The 17,095-nt window shown below is 65.6% G+C and carries 13 protein-coding genes; 6 read left to right on the forward strand and 7 right to left on the reverse strand.

The genetic code is table 11. The features are described 5' to 3' along the window. Nucleotides 1-76: 76 nt before the first annotated feature. The 3 genes from P6U24_RS33475 (at nucleotide 77) to P6U24_RS33485 (ending at nucleotide 6,107) form a co-directional block, all read left to right on the forward strand. The gene (locus P6U24_RS33475; RefSeq protein ID WP_407156661.1) at nucleotides 77-1,576 is read left to right on the forward strand and encodes a sigma-54-dependent transcriptional regulator; all 1,500 of its coding nucleotides are present in this window, start codon (nucleotides 77-79) and stop codon (nucleotides 1,574-1,576) included. Nucleotides 1,577-1,927: 351 nt separating this feature from the next. Further along, on the forward strand, nucleotides 1,928-4,108 hold the full coding sequence (locus P6U24_RS33480) for a murein L,D-transpeptidase (protein WP_407156662.1): 2,181 nt from the start codon (nucleotides 1,928-1,930) through the stop codon (nucleotides 4,106-4,108). A 457-nt stretch (nucleotides 4,109-4,565) separates the two neighbouring features. Further along, a complete protein-coding gene (locus P6U24_RS33485) occupies nucleotides 4,566-6,107 on the forward strand; it encodes a DUF882 domain-containing protein (protein WP_407160679.1) in 1,542 nt (513 codons plus the stop codon). Nucleotides 6,108-6,349: 242 nt separating this feature from the next. Here P6U24_RS33485 and P6U24_RS33490 read toward each other — a convergent pair whose 3' ends face one another. Together P6U24_RS33490 and P6U24_RS33495 are read right to left on the reverse strand one after the other, a co-directional pair. Then, nucleotides 6,350-6,625 carry a DUF2312 domain-containing protein gene (locus P6U24_RS33490; protein ID WP_407156663.1) on the reverse strand — a complete coding sequence of 92 codons (276 nt, stop codon included), beginning with the start codon at nucleotides 6,623-6,625 and terminating at the stop codon, nucleotides 6,350-6,352. A gap of 329 nt (nucleotides 6,626-6,954) precedes the next feature. After that, entirely contained in the window at nucleotides 6,955-7,251 is a 297-nt protein-coding gene (locus tag P6U24_RS33495) for a DUF1244 domain-containing protein (protein WP_407156664.1), read from the reverse strand. Nucleotides 7,252-7,466: 215 nt separating this feature from the next. Between P6U24_RS33495 and P6U24_RS33500 the strand changes: the two genes are divergently transcribed. Then, nucleotides 7,467-8,102, forward strand: a complete 636-nt coding sequence (locus P6U24_RS33500) for a DUF1036 domain-containing protein (RefSeq protein ID WP_407156665.1) — start codon at nucleotides 7,467-7,469, stop codon at nucleotides 8,100-8,102. Further along, the gene (pyk, locus tag P6U24_RS33505; RefSeq protein ID WP_407156666.1) at nucleotides 8,099-9,535 is read left to right on the forward strand and encodes a pyruvate kinase; all 1,437 of its coding nucleotides are present in this window, start codon (nucleotides 8,099-8,101) and stop codon (nucleotides 9,533-9,535) included. The genes P6U24_RS33500 and pyk overlap by 4 nt, the downstream gene beginning before the upstream one ends. On the opposite strand, the gene P6U24_RS33510 is transcribed toward pyk, so the two are convergent. After that, complete coding sequence (locus P6U24_RS33510; RefSeq protein WP_407156667.1) at nucleotides 9,536-11,125, reverse strand: glycosyltransferase family 87 protein; 1,590 nt, start codon at nucleotides 11,123-11,125, stop codon at nucleotides 9,536-9,538. Here P6U24_RS33510 and P6U24_RS33515 point away from each other — a divergent pair. Then, the gene (locus tag P6U24_RS33515) at nucleotides 11,103-11,306 is read left to right on the forward strand and encodes a hypothetical protein (RefSeq protein ID WP_407156668.1); all 204 of its coding nucleotides are present in this window, start codon (nucleotides 11,103-11,105) and stop codon (nucleotides 11,304-11,306) included. The genes P6U24_RS33510 and P6U24_RS33515 overlap by 23 nt on opposite strands. On the opposite strand, the gene P6U24_RS33520 is transcribed toward P6U24_RS33515, so the two are convergent. From P6U24_RS33520 to tilS, 4 genes are all read right to left on the reverse strand, one after another. Further along, nucleotides 11,303-11,977 (reverse strand): TetR/AcrR family transcriptional regulator, encoded by a 675-nt coding sequence (locus P6U24_RS33520; protein WP_407156669.1) that lies wholly within the window; start codon nucleotides 11,975-11,977, stop codon nucleotides 11,303-11,305. The genes P6U24_RS33515 and P6U24_RS33520 overlap by 4 nt on opposite strands. 168 nt (nucleotides 11,978-12,145) lie before the next feature. Continuing rightward, complete coding sequence (locus tag P6U24_RS33525) at nucleotides 12,146-13,375, reverse strand: glycosyltransferase family 87 protein (RefSeq protein WP_407156670.1); 1,230 nt, start codon at nucleotides 13,373-13,375, stop codon at nucleotides 12,146-12,148. A gap of 269 nt (nucleotides 13,376-13,644) precedes the next feature. Then, a complete protein-coding gene (ftsH, locus tag P6U24_RS33530) occupies nucleotides 13,645-15,567 on the reverse strand; it encodes an ATP-dependent zinc metalloprotease FtsH (RefSeq protein ID WP_407156671.1) in 1,923 nt (640 codons plus the stop codon). Nucleotides 15,568-15,823: 256 nt separating this feature from the next. Then, nucleotides 15,824-16,939, reverse strand: a complete 1,116-nt coding sequence (tilS, locus tag P6U24_RS33535) for a tRNA lysidine(34) synthetase TilS (RefSeq protein ID WP_407160680.1) — start codon at nucleotides 16,937-16,939, stop codon at nucleotides 15,824-15,826. Nucleotides 16,940-17,095 lie beyond the last annotated feature (156 nt).

The raw sequence follows: 17,095 nt of genomic DNA on the forward strand, positions 1-17,095 counted from the left end.
GTTTAAGGTCGCGTTAATCGGCATCGGCGAGAGTGCCCCGATTCGAGACAGATAGTTGTAGCGTGCGGGGAAGACCATGGCTGCCAGCATTTTGATTGCCGACGATGATCCGGTCCAGCGTCGGCTGGTGGAAAACATGGTGCAGAAATGTGGCTATGAGGCCATCGTCGTCGACAATGGCGACGCCGTCATCGAGCGGCTGACCGGCCCTGACGCAAGCGCCATCGACGCCATCGTGCTCGACCTCGTGATGCCCGGGCTCGACGGTATGGGCGTGCTCAGCAAGATGCGCGAGGCCGGCATCTCCATGCCCGTGATCGTGCAGACCGCGCATGGCGGCATCGACAATGTCGTCTCCGCGATGCGCGCCGGCGCCCATGATTTCGTGGTCAAGCCGGTCGGCATGGAGCGGTTGCAGGTTAGCTTGCGCAACGCGCTCAACACGTCGGCCTTGAAAGGCGAGCTGCAGCGCATCCGTCACAGCCGCGAAGGCCGGCTGACCTTCTCCGACATCATCACCCGCAGCGAGGCGATGGCGCCGATCCTGCGCATCGCCGAAAAGGCTGCGGCCTCCTCGATCCCCGTGCTGATCGAAGGCGATTCGGGCGTCGGCAAGGAGCTGTTCGCCCGCGCCATCCATGGCAGCAGCGAACGCAGGGCCAAGCCCTTCGTCGCGGTCAATTGCGGCGCGATCCCGGACAACCTGGTGGAATCGATCCTGTTCGGTCACGAGAAGGGCGCCTTCACCGGCGCGACCGAGCGTCACATGGGGAAGTTCGTCGAGGCTCATGGCGGCACCCTGTTCCTCGACGAGGTCTCGGAGCTGCCGCTGACCGCCCAGGTCAAGCTCTTGCGCGCGCTGCAGGAAGGCGCGGTCGAGGCGGTCGGCGGCCGCAAGCCGGTCAAGGTCGATGTGCGCATCATCTCGGCGACCAACCGCCGGCTGCTCGAGCGCGTCAAGGAAGGGCATTTCCGCGAGGACCTGTTCTACCGCTTGCATGTGCTGCCGCTCACGATTCCACCGCTGCGCGCCCGTCGCGACGACATCCCGCATCTGTTGCGGCATTTCCTGGCGCGCTTTGCCGCCGAGGAGAACAGCGCGGTGACCGGCATCAGCGGCGAGGCGGTGGCCTATCTGTCGCAGCTCGACTGGCCCGGCAACATCCGCCAGCTCGAGAACGCGGTCTACCGTGCCGTGGTCATGAGCGAGGGCGATCAGCTCGGCATCGCGGATTTTCCGCTGATCCCGGCGCATGCCCCCCCGGTCGAGCACGCCCCGCCGCTGATGGTGGAGCGGCCCGCGGCCCAGCCTGCAATGGTCTCAGGCAGCGAGATTCCGATCGCGCCCCTGCCCGCCCCTCACCAGGTTGGTACGCTGTCGATGCTCTCGGCCAATGGCGAGGTGCGGCCGCTTGAGGAGCTGGAGAACGAGATCATCCGCTTCGCCATCGCCCATTACCGCGGCCAGATGTCGGAGGTGGCGCGGCGGCTGAAGATCGGCCGCTCGACGCTCTACCGCAAGCTCGACGAAGCCACCGGCGAGGATGCAGCCCCGACGACGCGTCCAATCGAATGACATCGCCATTTGCTGTCACCGTAGTTGCGCGGTGCGGATCGAATTATGGCCGAAAAATGCCGTAAGTACCCGCAACTATGGAACATATGAACCGTTGCGTTGGAGTGACAGACAAAGGAAATGTCGCGTGGCACAAACGCACGATTGGCGTGGCCCGAGGGTTTTCCCAAGAGTCAGTTGTCGTGAGCAGCCTCGCGTGCGCTGGCGCGAAAGCGAGGCCTGGGTATCGTTTTGGCGTGAATCATGACGCGTCGGCGGATCCAACTCTGAGCGCCGGCGATTGAGCGAAAAGCTGACGGACGAAACCTGCGCTGTTTCCATGACGGAACAAATCATCCGAGGAATGCGACGATGCGAGACTCTGTGAATTCCCGTGGCGGATTCGACCGCGTGCTGATGGCTGTCGCGGCGACCTTCCTCACGGTGTCGGCGACGTCGGCGGTGGCGCAAAGCGGCCAGCCGCGCAGCAGCGCCGCCGAGCTCGCCATCGACGCCGCCGTCCCGATGCCCGAACCGGCCAACGTTCCACCGCCGACCGCCGCCGATTTCAAGCTCGACACCACAGCGGCCGTGCCGCCGGCCACCGACAGCGCCAACGCATCCGAAAAGGCATCTGGCAAGCCCCTCACCGCAGCCGCTCCAGCGCAGGACGCGACGAAGGACAACACCAAGGATATGGCTCCCGCGGCCCCGGCCACCACGGCGCCAGCCAGTGTCGCAACGACGCCGGCCGCAGCACCATCCACACCGGCCACCGCCACAGCTCCCGCCGCCGAGCCGGCCAAGGCCGCGAGCAACGTGCCGGCGGCGGACCAGCCGGTTGCCGATCGCCTGCGCGACCTCATGGGCGCCAAGAGCGCCCGCTATTTCGACCGCAAGAACGAGCGTGCCGCGGTCGAGAAATTCTACACCGCGCATGATTACGCCCCGATCTGGACCCAGGGCGGCAGCCTGACCTCCGCCGCCAAGGGGGTGATCGCCCGCCTCAACGATGCCGCCGCCGATGGCCTCAACCCGGCCGATTATCCAGTGCCGGATTTCGCCGCAGCGACCACGCCTGACGCGCTCGCAGAAGCCGATCTGAAGCTGACCGCGAGCATGCTCGACTATGCGCGCCAGGCGCAGAGCGGCCGCATGCACTGGTCGCAGGTCTCGGCCGATATCCAATATCCCGAGCACCCGGTCGATCCGAACGAGGTGCTCGCGAAGATCACCAGCGCGACCGACGCCTCTGCGGCGCTGGAGAGCTACAACCCGCCGCAGAAGCTCTACAAGGAGCTGAAGGCCAAGCTGGCCGAGCTGCGCGGGGAGACCGGCGGCGCGGCCATCAAGATCAGTGACGGCCCAGCGCTGAAATATACCCCGGCCCGCGCCAAGAATGCGCCGGAGGCCGAAGCCCAGATGTCGGACCCGCGCGTGCCGCAGCTTCGCTCGCGGCTCGGCGTCGAGAACCCGAGCGACGATCGCTATGATGCCAAGGTCGCGGCCGCGGTGCGCAAATTCCAGGACAGCGTCGACCTGAAGCCGACCGGCGTGCTCGACGAGCGCACCGTCAAGGCGCTCAACACGCCCAAGCGCGACAAGCAGATCGACACCGTCATCGTCAACATGGAGCGCTGGCGCTGGCTGCCGCGCGACCTCGGCGCGCCCGCGATCGGCGATGCCTATGTGATCCTCAACATTCCCGACTATACGCTGAAGGTCATGCAGCACGGCGCGCAGGTGTGGACCACGCGGGTGGTGACCGGCAAGCCCGGTATTCATGCCACGCCGCTGCTGACCGAGACCATGAAGTACATCACGGTCAACCCGACCTGGAACGTGCCGCCATCGATCGTCTATGGCGAGTATCTGCCGGCGCTGCAGCAGGATCCGGACGTGCTTGCGCGTATGGGCTTGAGGCTCGAGCGGAACAGCGACGGCTCGGTGCACATCTCGCAGCCGCCTGGCGAGCGCAACGCGCTCGGCCGCATCCGCTTCAACTTCCCGAACAAGTTCCTGGTCTATCAGCACGACACGCCGGACAAGTACCTGTTCGCCAAGGAAGAGCGCGCCTACAGCCATGGCTGCATGCGCGTGCAGAATCCCGATCAGTACGCCTCGGTGCTGCTCAACATCACCATGCCGAACGAGCACTACACGCCGGAGAGGATCCGCAGCATGTACGGCTCGAGCGAGATCGACCTGAAATTCCCGACCCCGATCCCGGTCAACATCACCTACCAGACCGCTTTCGTGGACGATGCCGGCAAGCTGAACTTCCGCAAGGACATCTACGGCCGAGACGCCGAGATGATCGCCATGCTCAGGAACGGCAACAAGGGCAAGGACCTGGAGAACTATGTCGCCCGCGCCCAGCCGAGCTATGCGCGCCCGACCGGACCGCTGCCGAGCTCGGTCAGCATCGCCAGCGACAACAGCTCGTCATCGGGCATGAACTTCTTCGAGCGGCTGTTCGGCGGCGGCGGCCCGATAGCGCCGCCGGCTCCGATCGGCCGCCGGATGCAGCAGCGGCGCATCTTCACCCGCTAAGGATGCTGTCTGGAAGACTTCAGGAATTATCCGTGTGATATCAATGACCCCGCCTCACCCCAGAGGCGGGGTCATTGATTGTTAACTACTCCGGATCACTATGATTCCTTGGCGCTTTTTCGCCACACTCAAGGGATTATAGTTAAGACTGACTTGGGGGGCGGGCCGGTGAATCTCCTTTAACCATCCCGCCTTAAAACGCGTTTGCTCTCTCTTCCGCCGGGACGGGCCGCAAGAGGGTATTTGAGTAAACGCTCGTCGACGGGTGGGCTGCATCTTGCTGTCTGTTTTCGTGCGCCACTGGCAATCGCTGCCCAAGATCTTTGAGAACAAGATCTTTGAGAACAAGATCTTCAGCAACGGGGTCTTGAGCAGCCAAGCCTTCAGCAACGGACGTTTCGGCCGGAGCGGATGGTTGGCCGGATGCCATCTTGGCCTGACGTCGCTGTTGCTGCTCATGGGCGCCGGATCGGTCCATGATGCCTCCGCATCCAACGAGACCCGCACACTCTCCTTCCACCACACCCACTCCGGCGAAGACCTCACGATCACCTTCAAGCGCGACGGCCGCTACGACGAGAACGCGCTGAAGCAGCTCAATCATTACTTGCGCGACTGGCGGACCCAGGACGAGACGGTGATGGACCGTCACCTGTTCGATATCCTCTGGGAAGTCTATCGCGACGTCGAGGCCAAGCAGCCGATCCAGATCGTCTCGTCTTATCGCTCGCCGGGCACCAACGCGATGCTGCGCCATCGCTCGGCGCATTCCGGCGTGGCGCGTCACAGCCAGCACATGCTCGGCCACGCCATGGACTTCTACATTCCGGGCGTGCCGCTGGAGCAGATCCGCTTTGCCGGTCTGCGGCTGCAGCGGGGCGGCGTCGGCTTCTATCCGACCTCCGGCTCGCCCTTCGTCCATCTCGATACCGGCAACATCCGCCATTGGCCGCGGATGACGCATGACCAGCTGGCCAAGGTGTTCCCGGACGGCCGCACCGTCCACATTCCCTCCGATGGCGTTCCGCTGAAGGGCTACGAGCTCGCGCGGGCCGAGATCGAGAAGCGCGGCAATGGCGATGATGCTGCGACAGTCAGCATGCCAAGCCTGCTGGCCCGCCTGTTCCGAGGCAAGCCCAGCGAGGATGACGACGAGGGCGCGGCCGAGAGCGAGGCCAAGAGCGAGGCCAAGCCCATCCAGGTCGCCTCCGTCAGCGCGGCCAAGTCGAACGACACCAGGAGTTCGGACAAGGCCGACAAGCCGTCCGGCGCGCGCGGCAAGCTCGCCAGCGCCCTGCAGCTCGCCTCCGCCGACTCCCAGCTGGTTCAGAAGCCGAAGCAAGCGCCTGACGCCGCCGGCAAGGCAGAGCCCGCGATGCCGGCGCCAAGCGCGGGCCCGCAGAGCGTCGCGGATATCATCAACGCCCGTGGCTTCTGGGGTGACAACCCCGCGACACCGAAACAGGCAACGCCGGAGCAGGTCGCAGCGATCACGGCCCGCCGGGCAGCAACGTCGGATCCGCAGCCGACCGGAAGCACATCGGTGATGAACGCGATGGCCTTTGTGCCGCTCGCATCCTCGCCGGCCGATCGCGCGAACGCCGGCGCCGCCTCTGCTCCGGTCCCGCAGCAGCGCAGCCGCTCGTCATCCCGTAGCGCGACGTCCACGAGCGAGGCCGATGCGACCGAAACCAGGGGTGCGCAGACTCAGGACGGCCTGGTTACGGCCAGCCGCGTTTCGATCGCCAAGGACAGCGACGCAATCTGGATCCGGGCGATGATGCTGGCACCGAGCGCCTCGCGCGCGATGTCGGTCACGATGCTCGGTGACGCCGACCTCAGTGTGATGCGCAGCTTTTTCGTCAAGCCGCAAAGCGCGATTGCGATCAGCTTCTCCGGCGACGCGACGCCGGGACTGACCTACGACCAGTTTACCGGCCCGGCGGCGATCAAGCTGGAAACGCGAACTTTCGTGATGCGCGCAGCCGCGCTGCGCTGAGGCTCGCATCTGCGGCCATCCGCGCAGCGCCACGTTTTGCGCAGGATGAAGCGCGCAGCGCAATCGGCGTCTCTGCGTCTAGAGCCCCGTTCCGATTGAATCGGAACGGGGCTCTAGCTTTTTGTTTTGACGCGTTTTCTTGACGCGAACCGGTATCCACTTCGCTTGAAAACGCTCTATCACAACGAAAAACGCTCCCATGGCCTCGGCCAGGGAGCGTTTTTGCAGGGCTTGAAAGCGCTTCAGATCATCCCCAGCGCCTGCATGTAGGTCTCGAGGATGCTCTCCTCCTCCTGGCGCTCGTTGGGATCCTGCTTGCGCAGCCGGATGATGGTGCGCAGCGCCTTGACGTCGAAACCGTTGCCCTTGCTCTCGGCGTAGACATCCTTGATGTCCTCGGAGATCGCCTTCTTTTCCTCCTCGAGCCGCTCGATCCGTTCGATGATCGACTTGAGCTGGTCTACGGCAAAGCGCGTCGCGGGCGACTCGTCTTCCTTCATGGCGGCGGAGGTGGCCATCTATGACTCCTGGTGGAACTGGTGTGGGCTCGATGAAGGCGCCGTCAACGCAACGCGCGCGTTTCTTGAGGAAAACCCTCAACGTTCGGCGCGCCTTGCGTCAAGGCAACATCACCCTCATCCACAGCGTGCCCACATCTTGTTGTAGCTGCAGGTCGCAGCGCCCACAAAAGGCAGTCACGCCGCTTGCGTTTTTCGTTGCCTTGCCGAGACAGATGGATTCGCGAGGCGGCGAATCCGGCTTGCCCAATCCCTAATCCGTCAGGGTAAACAGATCGGAAGCGCCCAAGACTTCGTTAGCCTTGTTCCCCTTAAGGAATCCGCGGCGCTCAATGGCCGGGATGGCTCTTCTTCATCGCCTCGAGCTGCGCAGGCGTCGCCTCGCGCTGATATTTCGCCTTCCACTCCTCGTACGGCATGCCGTAGACCGCCTCGCGGCTCTCGTCCTTGGTCATCGGCGTGCCCTTGGCGTCGGCGGCATCCTTCAGCCAGTTCGAGAGGCAGTTGCGGCAAAATCCGGCCAGATTCATCAGATCGATGTTCTGGACGTCGCTGCGGCTGCGCAGATGCTCAAGCAACCGGCGGAAGGCGGCGGCCTCGAGTTCGGTGCGGGTCGTGCTGTCCATAGCCATGTCGTCCGTTGTGCTGTTGTTGCCGATTTCAGGTATAATGGCGACTGCCCGCCGATTTTGCCATATCGCAGCGCAAAACAAGGGGTTGCAAGGAGCTGAATGGGCGCGATTGAACGGGACTGGCCCGGACGCGCAATTTGCATGAAGATGCTATCTCCGACTCTTGCCGCCCGGCCGCCCCGACACGTCCACTGAAACTCGTTCGTGAAATGATCCCCAGATCCTCAATCCTCCGTCACGCGCATTCGCTTCGCCACCACCTCGGCCTGCTGGCAGCGCTGACGCTGTGCCTCGCAGCGCTCTGGACCAGCCCCGCAGCGGCCGATTTCCGCCTCTGCAACAACACATCGAGCCGTGTCGGCATCGCGCTCGGCTACAAGGATGCCGAAGGCTGGACCACGGAGGGCTGGTGGAACGTCTCGTCGCGAAGCTGCGAGACCCTGCTCAAAGGCACGCTGGTCGCCCGCTATTATTACATCTATGCGCTCGATTACGACCGTGGCGGCGAATGGTCCGGCCAGGCGTTCATGTGCTCGCGCGACAAGGAATTCACCATCAAGGGCACCGAGAATTGCCTGGCGCGCGGCTTCGACCGCACCGGCTTCTTCGAGGTCGATACCGGCGACCAGCGCGCCTGGACCGTGCAACTCACGGAAGCCAATGAGCAGCCCTCACAGCAACGGGTTCCGGGGATTCCGGGACCGGTGGGCCCGGGCGGCAATCTGCCGGGCCTGCCGGCCCCGCAGGGCGCGCAGCCGCCAGGCGCTCCGCCATCTCCGCCGGGTGCAGCGCCAGGAGTGCCGCCAGCACTTGCGCCTCCGCCTGCCCCCGGGCAGAAGCCATGAGACGGCTGCGGCGGATCAAGATCCTCGCAACATTGGGTCCCGCCTCGTCCGACAGCGCGATGATCCGTCGCCTGTTCGAGGCCGGGGCCGATATCTTCCGCATCAACATGAGCCACACCCCGCATGACAAGATGCGGGAGCTGGTGGCGACCATCCGCAATGTCGAGTCAAGCTATGGCCGGCCGATCGGCATCCTCATCGATTTGCAGGGCCCCAAGCTCAGGGTCGGTGCCTTCGAAGGCGGCGCCGTCCAATTGCAGAACGGCCAGAGCTTCACCCTCGACAACGACCAGACGCCCGGCGACGCCAACCGCGTCTACCTTCCGCACCCGGAGATCCTCGCCGCACTCCGGCCCGGTCATACGCTGCTGCTCGACGACGGCAAGGTGAAGCTGATCACGGAGGAGACCTCGCCGACGCACGCGCTGACACGGATCGTGGTCGGCGGCCGCATGTCCGACCGCAAGGGCGTCAGCCTGCCCGATACCGACCTGCCGGTCTCGGCGATGACGCCGAAGGACCGCGCCGATCTCGATGCCGCGCTCAACACCGGCATCGACTGGGTCGCGCTATCCTTCGTGCAGCGCGCCGACGACGTGCTGGACGCGAAGAAGATCATCCGCGGCCGAGCCTCCGTCATGGCCAAGATCGAGAAGCCGCAGGCGATCGACCGCCTTGCCGACATCATCGAGGCGGCCGATGCACTGATGGTCGCGCGCGGCGATCTCGGCGTCGAGATGCCACTGGAGCGGGTGCCCGGCCTGCAGAAGCAGATGACGCGGATGGCGCGGCGCGCCGGCAAGCCCGTGGTGGTCGCAACCCAGATGCTGGAATCGATGATCCAGGCGCCGGTGCCGACCCGCGCCGAGGTCTCCGATGTCGCCACCGCCGTCTATGAGGGCGCCGACGCGATCATGCTGTCTGCGGAATCGGCCGCCGGCAAATATCCGGTCGAGGCGGTCTCGACCATGAACAAGATCGGCGAGGAGGTCGAGCGCGACCAGGTCTATCGCTCCGTCATTTCGGCCCAGCGACCCGAGCCGGAGGCGACCGCGGGCGATGCGATCGCGGATGCGGCGCGGCAGATCGCGCAGACACTGGATCTGCCGGTCATCATCTGCTGGACCTCGTCGGGCTCGACCGCGATCCGGGTGGCACGCGAGCGGCCGAGCACGCCGGTGGTCGCGATCACGCCGAACCTCGCCACGGGTCGCAAGCTGTCGGTGGTCTGGGGCGTGCATTGCGTGGTTGCCGAGGACGCGCGCGACCAGGACGACATGGTGAACCGCGCCGGCTCGATTGCCTTTCGCGACGGCTTCGTGCGATCAGGCCAGCGCGTGCTGATCGTCGCCGGCGTGCCGCTCGGCACGCCCGGCACTACCAACATGGTGCGCATCGCCTATGTCGGCCCGTCCGGCGATGCGAATATGTAATTAGTTGCGGGATGCGCTCGGGTTCAGCTCGGCGGTGGAGGCTTTGGTCGCGCGTGGAATCAACGGGCACGCCATAACGTCGATGCGCTCGGCGCCGGCAATGCGCAGGCAGGCGCGATCCGGATCGATTCTGAGATCGTAGGCATCGAGCAGATCGAGCCGCAGCGGATTGCCTTCGGGACTCTCGGCAAGATGTAGCGCCCAGAGACCGCCCGGCAGCGGCTGCGCCAGGCCGGCGCGAATCCGGCGATCCAGCACGCCGTCCGGCACCACCGGCAGCACGACATCGGAGATCTGATAGGCGCGAGAACCTTGCGGCAGCAGCGGCACGATATAGCCGAGCGGCTTCTGCAACAGCAGGAACGTCGCCGGCGCTTGCAGAGCCTCGGCGACCTGCGGCCGATAGGGGTCGGACCAGGGACGGCGCATCCAGTCGGTCGGCTGCGACCATAGCGCAATCGCGAGTGCGACCGCGCCGGTCGCGAGCTGCAGCCCATGCGATGGTGTGATCCTCTGCGCGTCGGCCTCACCTCGCCGGGCCGCACCGAGGCGCGTCAGCAACAGCACGATCAGTGGCGCCGAAAGCAATTCGAGCACGATCGCATAGCGCTGGATCGAGAAGGCCAGGAGCCATGGGATGTAGCTGCCCCAGAAGAAGAACAGCAGCCGACGATCCTTTCGGCCGAGCAGCTCGCGCCGGCGCCCGATGCTGGCACAGAGCACCAGCAGCATCAGCACGATGACGAGCGCGAAGCGCGGATCGCGGAACGGCCACTCCGACGACGGGTGCCTGCCGATCAGCCAATAGAACGGATAAGCCAGCGCATCGAGCAGGCCATGCGGCATGAAGCGGGTATCGACGATCGATTCGACCGGCGCCTCGCTGGCATGGAAGATCGTGTTGTAGAACGGAAAGAGCGGACTGCCGAACGCGCGCCACAGGTGGAATGCCCAGGCGCCGCCGGTGGCCAGCATGCCGAGGCCGCTGCCAATGCCAAAGCACAGCAGCGCTGGCAGCGGTCGCATCAGCAGCAGCAGCGAGATGCCGGCGCCGATCAGGAAGACGGCGTTGGTGAGCTTCAGGCCGGTGGCCGCGCCGATCAGAACGCCTGCGATCACAAGGCGGCGCAATTGCCCCTGCCCTTCCCCGTCGTCGTCCGCGAACATCAGCGCGACGCCGGCGATGATCGGCAGCGCGGTCAGGATGTCGGCAAAGCTGGTGCCGACCTCCGATAGCGTCATCGGACCGAACGCCGCGACGACGGCAGAAGCGAGCGGCCCGATCGGGTTTTCGGTCCGCCCCAGCAGATTGCGCGCAGTCCAATAGATCAGCGCGAGATTGAGGCCATGCAGCGCGCCGAGCACAATGCCCCACCACGGCGCGCCGAGCCCGTGCCGCGCGAGATAGGGCAACGTATAGATCAGCGGGTTGAGGTAGCTTTGAAAGCCGCCCGGCGCGACGTCGACATCGAAGCGCCCGTGGAGCAGCGCGAAGCCGGCATAGTCGTGGTAGTTCTGCCAGTCCCAATTGACGTCTTCACCGGCGTAAAGCGCATAGAGCGCGCCGGTGAGCGCTGCGCCCAAGATCACCGCCAAGCTCACGACCGGCATCGCAGGAAGTTTGCGCGCGATGACCATGGAGGGGAACGCCTGCGTGATGATTATGCGCCAAGCGCCGCGGCCAACGAGCGCTGCAATCGGAAATGAGCCGGCGCTCAGGATGCGCATCAGCCGTGAAATCTTCTTTAAGGTGCAGCGCTCGATCCGCTAAGCCCCGACCAGGCTCTTTACCGGCAGCACCGCCTGCACCACGAGCCCGCGCGCGCGCGCATCCATGACGCCGACCGCACGCAAGGCGAGCAGCGTCACCGCCTGCACGGTGTCGCGCAGCTTGCCGGCATCCTCGAGATTCTCCGGCGCGAGCGGCCCGACGAGGGCTTCATGCAGCGCGCCGAGCAATGCGGTCGCGGCGAGCTGGGTATCCTGGGCCGGCAGATGACCGGCGCGGACTGCGGCATCGATGCGGGCCGCGATCTCGCCCGCGATCTCGCGGCGGCTCGCCACGCGCGAGGCGGTGACGTCGACATCGACCGGCTCGGCCAGGATGCCCCAGGCGAGCTTGCGCTGCGACAGCACGTGCACGGCAACGGTGGAGACCGCCGCCGCCAGCGCCGATGACGGGCCTGGCGCGGCGTCGGCGGCGCGGCGGATCGCGGTGAGTTCGTCGCGCGACACCTCGGCGATCAGTTCGGAGATCAGATCGGCCTTCGAAGGGAAATAGCGGTACACAGTTCCCGCGGCGACGTTGGCGCGGACCGCGACCGGCGCGATCTGCACCGCGGCCATGCCGCCTTCGGCGGCGGTCTCCCTGGCGGCAGCGAGGATCGCGCTGCGACGCGCAGCGAGCCGCTTCACCACCTGATGGGTCCGCCGATACACCATGATGCGCTTCTCATCCCGGCCGGGCCGTCCGGACACGTGCCAGGACGCACACATGTTCAGTGTTTTTGGTGACCACGCGAGGGGCCACGCGGAAGAACTGAACAACTATTCAGACCGGATGACAAGCCGCAAATGGCAGGCTCATCAGAAGAATATGAGAGGACGGCGTCAGGCGGCGGCCATCGCGGCCCGCGATCCGGCCGGCTCGCGCCGCCACCAGTGTCCGGCCCGACGCAGGATCAGGCTGGCGACGATCAGGTTGGCGGCAAGGCCGACGGGAATGCCCGACAGCACGAACACGATCGGCAGCAGGAGCGTGCCGCCGAGCGCCGGCAATTCGTAGGCGAGGAAGCCTTCCCTGAGGCCGATCCGCACCAGGAAGGCGACCGCGACCGCCAGCACCATGATGTCGTACATGAAGAGATAGGGCGTGGTCAGCAACGTGCCCACCGCCAGCGCAGCGGCCTTGAAGCCGTAGCGCACCGGGCTGCGCCACAGCAGCACCAGCACCACCGCCACCGCTGACGTCAGCACCCAGTGGAAGGCCCAGCCGAGCTGCTCGCTGCCGCCGAGATACCGGACCAGCGAATAGAGGCTCTGCAGCTTCCACCAGGTCGCCTTGCCCTCGACCAGGAATGCCTGCGAGAAGTGCGGCAGCCAGTGGAAGAAGGCCTGCCAGCTCTCCAGGCCGAAAGCGAGCGCCGATATCGCGGCCAGCGCAACAGCCGTGATGGCGGCCGAGACGAAGGTGGTCCAGCGCGCGCTCGCAATCAGCACGATCGGAAACAGCAAGCCATATTGCGGCTTGTAGGTCAGAAAGCCGAGGCAGATGCCGGCAAGCACCGGGCGCACCGGCAGCAGATAGAGCGTGCCGCCGACCAGCGCCGCGGTAAGGAAGCCGTTCTGCCCGACCAGCACGTTCGTGAACACGATCGGAAAGCCGGCGGCGAGGATGAAGCCGAACGCGCGGCCGACAATGGCGCGCATCACCAGGATGTAGGGCACGAAGCTCGCACAGACCCAGCCGACGAAAGCAACCGTATAGGGAAACTGCGCCAGGAACGCCGCCACGAACAGGAAGGGCGGCGGGTAGTGCCAGGCGAAATAGCCGCCCGGCCAGTCCTGCTTGAGCACATCGAGCTCGATTGCGCGCTGGACGTCCCAGTCCCAGGCCAGCGCCGGATGGCCTTGCAGCGCGAGCTTGCCGGCAGCCCAGACGTTGACGAAATCGGTGGGGATGCCGAGCCCATCCTTCTGCCAGATCCAGCCGCCGGAGAAGAGCGACGCCGGGAAGAACGTCGCGTTGACGCACAACAGCACGAAGCAGACCACGAACAGTGCACCGGGGGCGGCGTTCGCCTGAGGCTTGGTTGCAGAGGCGGGAAAGCTTTCGGCCATGCGGGTCTCGTTCTGCACCTGGAGGCGCACTCAAAGCCCAGCAATAGGCGGATAGGTTTGAGGAAGACTTAAGCTGCCGATGGCGGGGCATCCGGCCGCCGTCGCATTCGAGCTTCGCCGCGCAGCCCGTTGGCTCGCCATGATGCCGCTTGGCCGCGCCTTGCATCCGGCTCAGCCCTTCCTGCGAGCCAAACAAATAATCCTGCGAGCCAAACAAACAAAAAGCCCGGCACAAGGCCGGGCTTTGATTGGGTAGCGCAGTCGGAGGACTAGGCCTGCGGCTGCGGCTCGAGGCCCGGGTCCGGATCGGGACGCGGGCGTGGGCGGCCTGCCGGCGGCACTGCGGAGGCCCGCGGCGTCGAGGGTTCGATGACCGACTCGCGGTTGGGCTTCTTGCCCTTGAGCAGGTCGATGATCTCGTCGCCGGTCAGCGTCTCGTATTCGAGCAGCGCCTGGGCGATCTTCTCCCAGTCATCGCGCTTCTCGGTGATGATGCGGCGCGCTTCCTGCTCGCCGGCCTCGATCAGGCTGCGGATCTCCGAGTCGATCAGGCGTGCGGTGTCGTCCGAGATGTTGGTCGAGCGCGCCACCGAATGCCCTAAGAACACCTCCTGCTCATTGCTCTGGTAGCGCACGCGGCCAAGCTTGTCCGACATGCCCCATTCCATCACCATGGCACGCGCGAGGCCCGTCGCCTGCTGGATGTCGCCGGTGGCGCCGTTGGTCACCTTCTCGGGACCGAACTTCTGCACCTCGGCCTCACGGCCGCCGAACGCCATCGCGAGCTTGGAGACGCACCATTCGCGGGTGTGCGAGTGGCGATCGCTCTCGGGCAGCGACTGCACCATGCCGAGCGCGCGACCGCGCGGGATGATGGTGGCCTTGTGGATCGGGTCATGGCTCGGCACGTTGAGCGCGACGATGGCGTGGCCCGCCTCGTGATAGGCGGTGAGGAGCTTGTCCTCCTCCGTCATCACCATCGAGCGGCGCTCGGCGCCCATCATCACCTTGTCCTTGGCCTCCTCGAACTCGGCCTGCGTCACCATGCGCTTGTTGCGGCGTGCCGCAGTCAAGGCCGCCTCGTTGACGAGGTTCATCAGGTCGGCGCCGGAGAAGCCGGGCGTGCCGCGCGCGATGGTCTTGAGGTTGACGTCCGGCGCCAACGGCACCTTGCGGACGTGAACCTTGAGGATCTGCTCGCGGCCGATGATGTCGGGATTCGAGACCACGACCTGGCGATCGAAGCGGCCGGGACGCATCAAGGCCGGATCGAGCACGTCGGGACGGTTGGTCGCGGCGATCAGGATCACGCCTTCATTGGCCTCGAAGCCGTCCATCTCGACCAAGAGCTGGTTCAGCGTCTGCTCGCGTTCGTCATTGCCGCCGCCGAGGCCGGCGCCGCGATGACGGCCGACCGCGTCGATCTCGTCGATGAAGATGATGCACGGCGCGTTCTTCTTGGCCTGCTCGAACATGTCGCGGACGCGGCTGGCGCCGACGCCGACGAACATCTCGACGAAGTCCGAACCCGAGATGGTGAAGAACGGCACGTTGGCTTCGCCCGCGACCGCGCGCGCGATCAGCGTCTTGCCGGTGCCGGGAGGACCGACCAGGAGCACGCCACGCGGAATGCGGCCGCCGAGCCGCTGGAATTTGCCGGGGTCGCGCAGGAACTCGACGATCTCCTGCAGATCCTGCTTGGCCTCGTCGACGCCGGCGACGTCCTCGAAGGTGACGCGGCCATGCGCTTCCGTGAGCATCTTCGCGCGCGACTTGCCAAAGCCCATCGCCTTGCCGGCGCCGCCCTGCATCTGGCGCGACAGGAAGATCCAGACGCCGATCAGCGCGATGAACGGCAGCCACGAGACGAGCAGCGACACGAACCACGGCACGTTGTCGCCCGGCGGCTTCGCGGTGATCTGCACCTTGGCGTCGTACAGGCGCTTCACGAGGCTCGGGTCGTTCGGCGCGTAGGTCTGGAACGAGGTGCCGTTGGTGAAGGTGCCGTGGATCTCCGGCCCCTGGATCTGCACGTCGCGCACATGGCCCTGATCGACCTCGGTCAGGAGCTGCGAGAATGAAATGTCTGTCGAGGAGGCGCGCTGACCCGGGTTCTGGAAGAGCGTGAACAGCGCCAACAGCAACAGGACAATAATGACCCAAAGGGCGAAATTGCGCAGATTGGCGTTCATCGATTTTCCTTCGTGGTCGCGCGGATCGCGGCCGTCTGTCCTTCGACCTTTACGGACTTTATGTCCAGGTAGCCACGAGGGAATCCCCCGGTCGATCGTCCCATAATCTAGGTGCCGCTCGCATCAATGCCAAGGGAACCACACGGGACTATTTAGCGCATCCTGGCCTGATTCCCGCGTAAAAAGTGACGCCGGAAAGCTGCGTCCTGGCAGGTGGTTAAGGCGCGCCGAAAGGATCCGTCGCCCGCTTGGACGATCAGCTCCGGCGCGCACAGCGCGGCGGTGCGGGCGTGATGCGGATCCAGCCCTTTCCGACGCTGACCAATGCCCCGGCCAGCGTCTGTTTTAACCTGCCCCGCGCCGCTGCGCCACTCCCGGCAATCCCCGCAAAAGTCCGGTCGCCAGACGCGTGATTCAGGGTTTGATCCAAGGCAGCGAGCAAGGTTTCCGCCTTGCCCAGTTCCACCGGACCCTCGGTGCCGAAACGATCGATCGCACGCATCAGAAGCCGCAGCCGCACCTCGTCCGGCAGGCGTGCGAAGGCGCGCGCGTCATAGATCTCGCCATGCTGGCCGATGAGAGACGGTTTTCGTCCGATCAGCGCCAGATACCGTTCGGCGCCATCGGCCAGCACCTCGAGCGCGGCATTGGCACGGGCAAGGCGCGCCGCCAGCCGCGCCAAATTGCGGGCATCGCCACCTTCGGCGGCCAGCGTCGGCATCAGCGAACGCAGCCGCGGCCGGGTAAACGTCACGTCTCTGTTGGTCGGATCGTCGACGAAGTCGAGCTGCGCAGCCTTGAGCGTCGCGATCAACCGCGCTTTGGGCACATCCAGCAATGGCCGGGCGAGCAGCAGCCCGTCGCGTTCGCTGACCGCAGCCATCGCCGCCAGTCCGGCGATGCCGCTGCCGCGCAATAGCCGCATCAGAAGCGTCTCGGCCTGATCGTCTCGGGTATGTGCCGTGAGGATATGGCTGGCACCCGCAGCCCTAGCAGCCTTGGCGAGCAGGTGATAGCGCATCGCGCGCGCGGCTTCCGGCACGCCGGTATCGGGCTTGTCGCCGCGCCAGCGCAGTGTCCGGTGCGGCAGATCGAGGCTGCGCGCCGCCTGCTTGACCACGCGGGCCTCGCGCGCCGCCTCCGGCCGCAGGCCGTGATCGACCGTCACCACGACGAGCTGCGGCCCTTTCGCCTGCGCTTTCCGCCAACGCGCGGCGAGCCACATCAGCGCCATCGAATCGGGTCCGCCGGACACCGCAAGCACCAGCGCGGGTGCATTAGCAAATCCCGCGAACAGCCGCGCAGCATCTGCATCCGAGATCGGGCGATCGTCGTCGGAGCCTTTGGGTTGCGGAATCTTGTGCTGTACCATTGCGCGGAAGATTAGGCGCGGGCGGAGCGAACCACAAACTCCACTGTCGTCCCGGCGAACGCCGGGACCCATAACCACCGGCGGAAATTGTTGAAATGTGCGGGAGCGACAGCTTGAGCCTATCCACGCCCAACTGTGTTTATGGGTCCCGGCGTT

The organism is Bradyrhizobium sp. STM 3557, from assembly GCF_045571465.1.
Classification (GTDB): Bacteria; Pseudomonadota; Alphaproteobacteria; order Rhizobiales; family Xanthobacteraceae; genus Bradyrhizobium.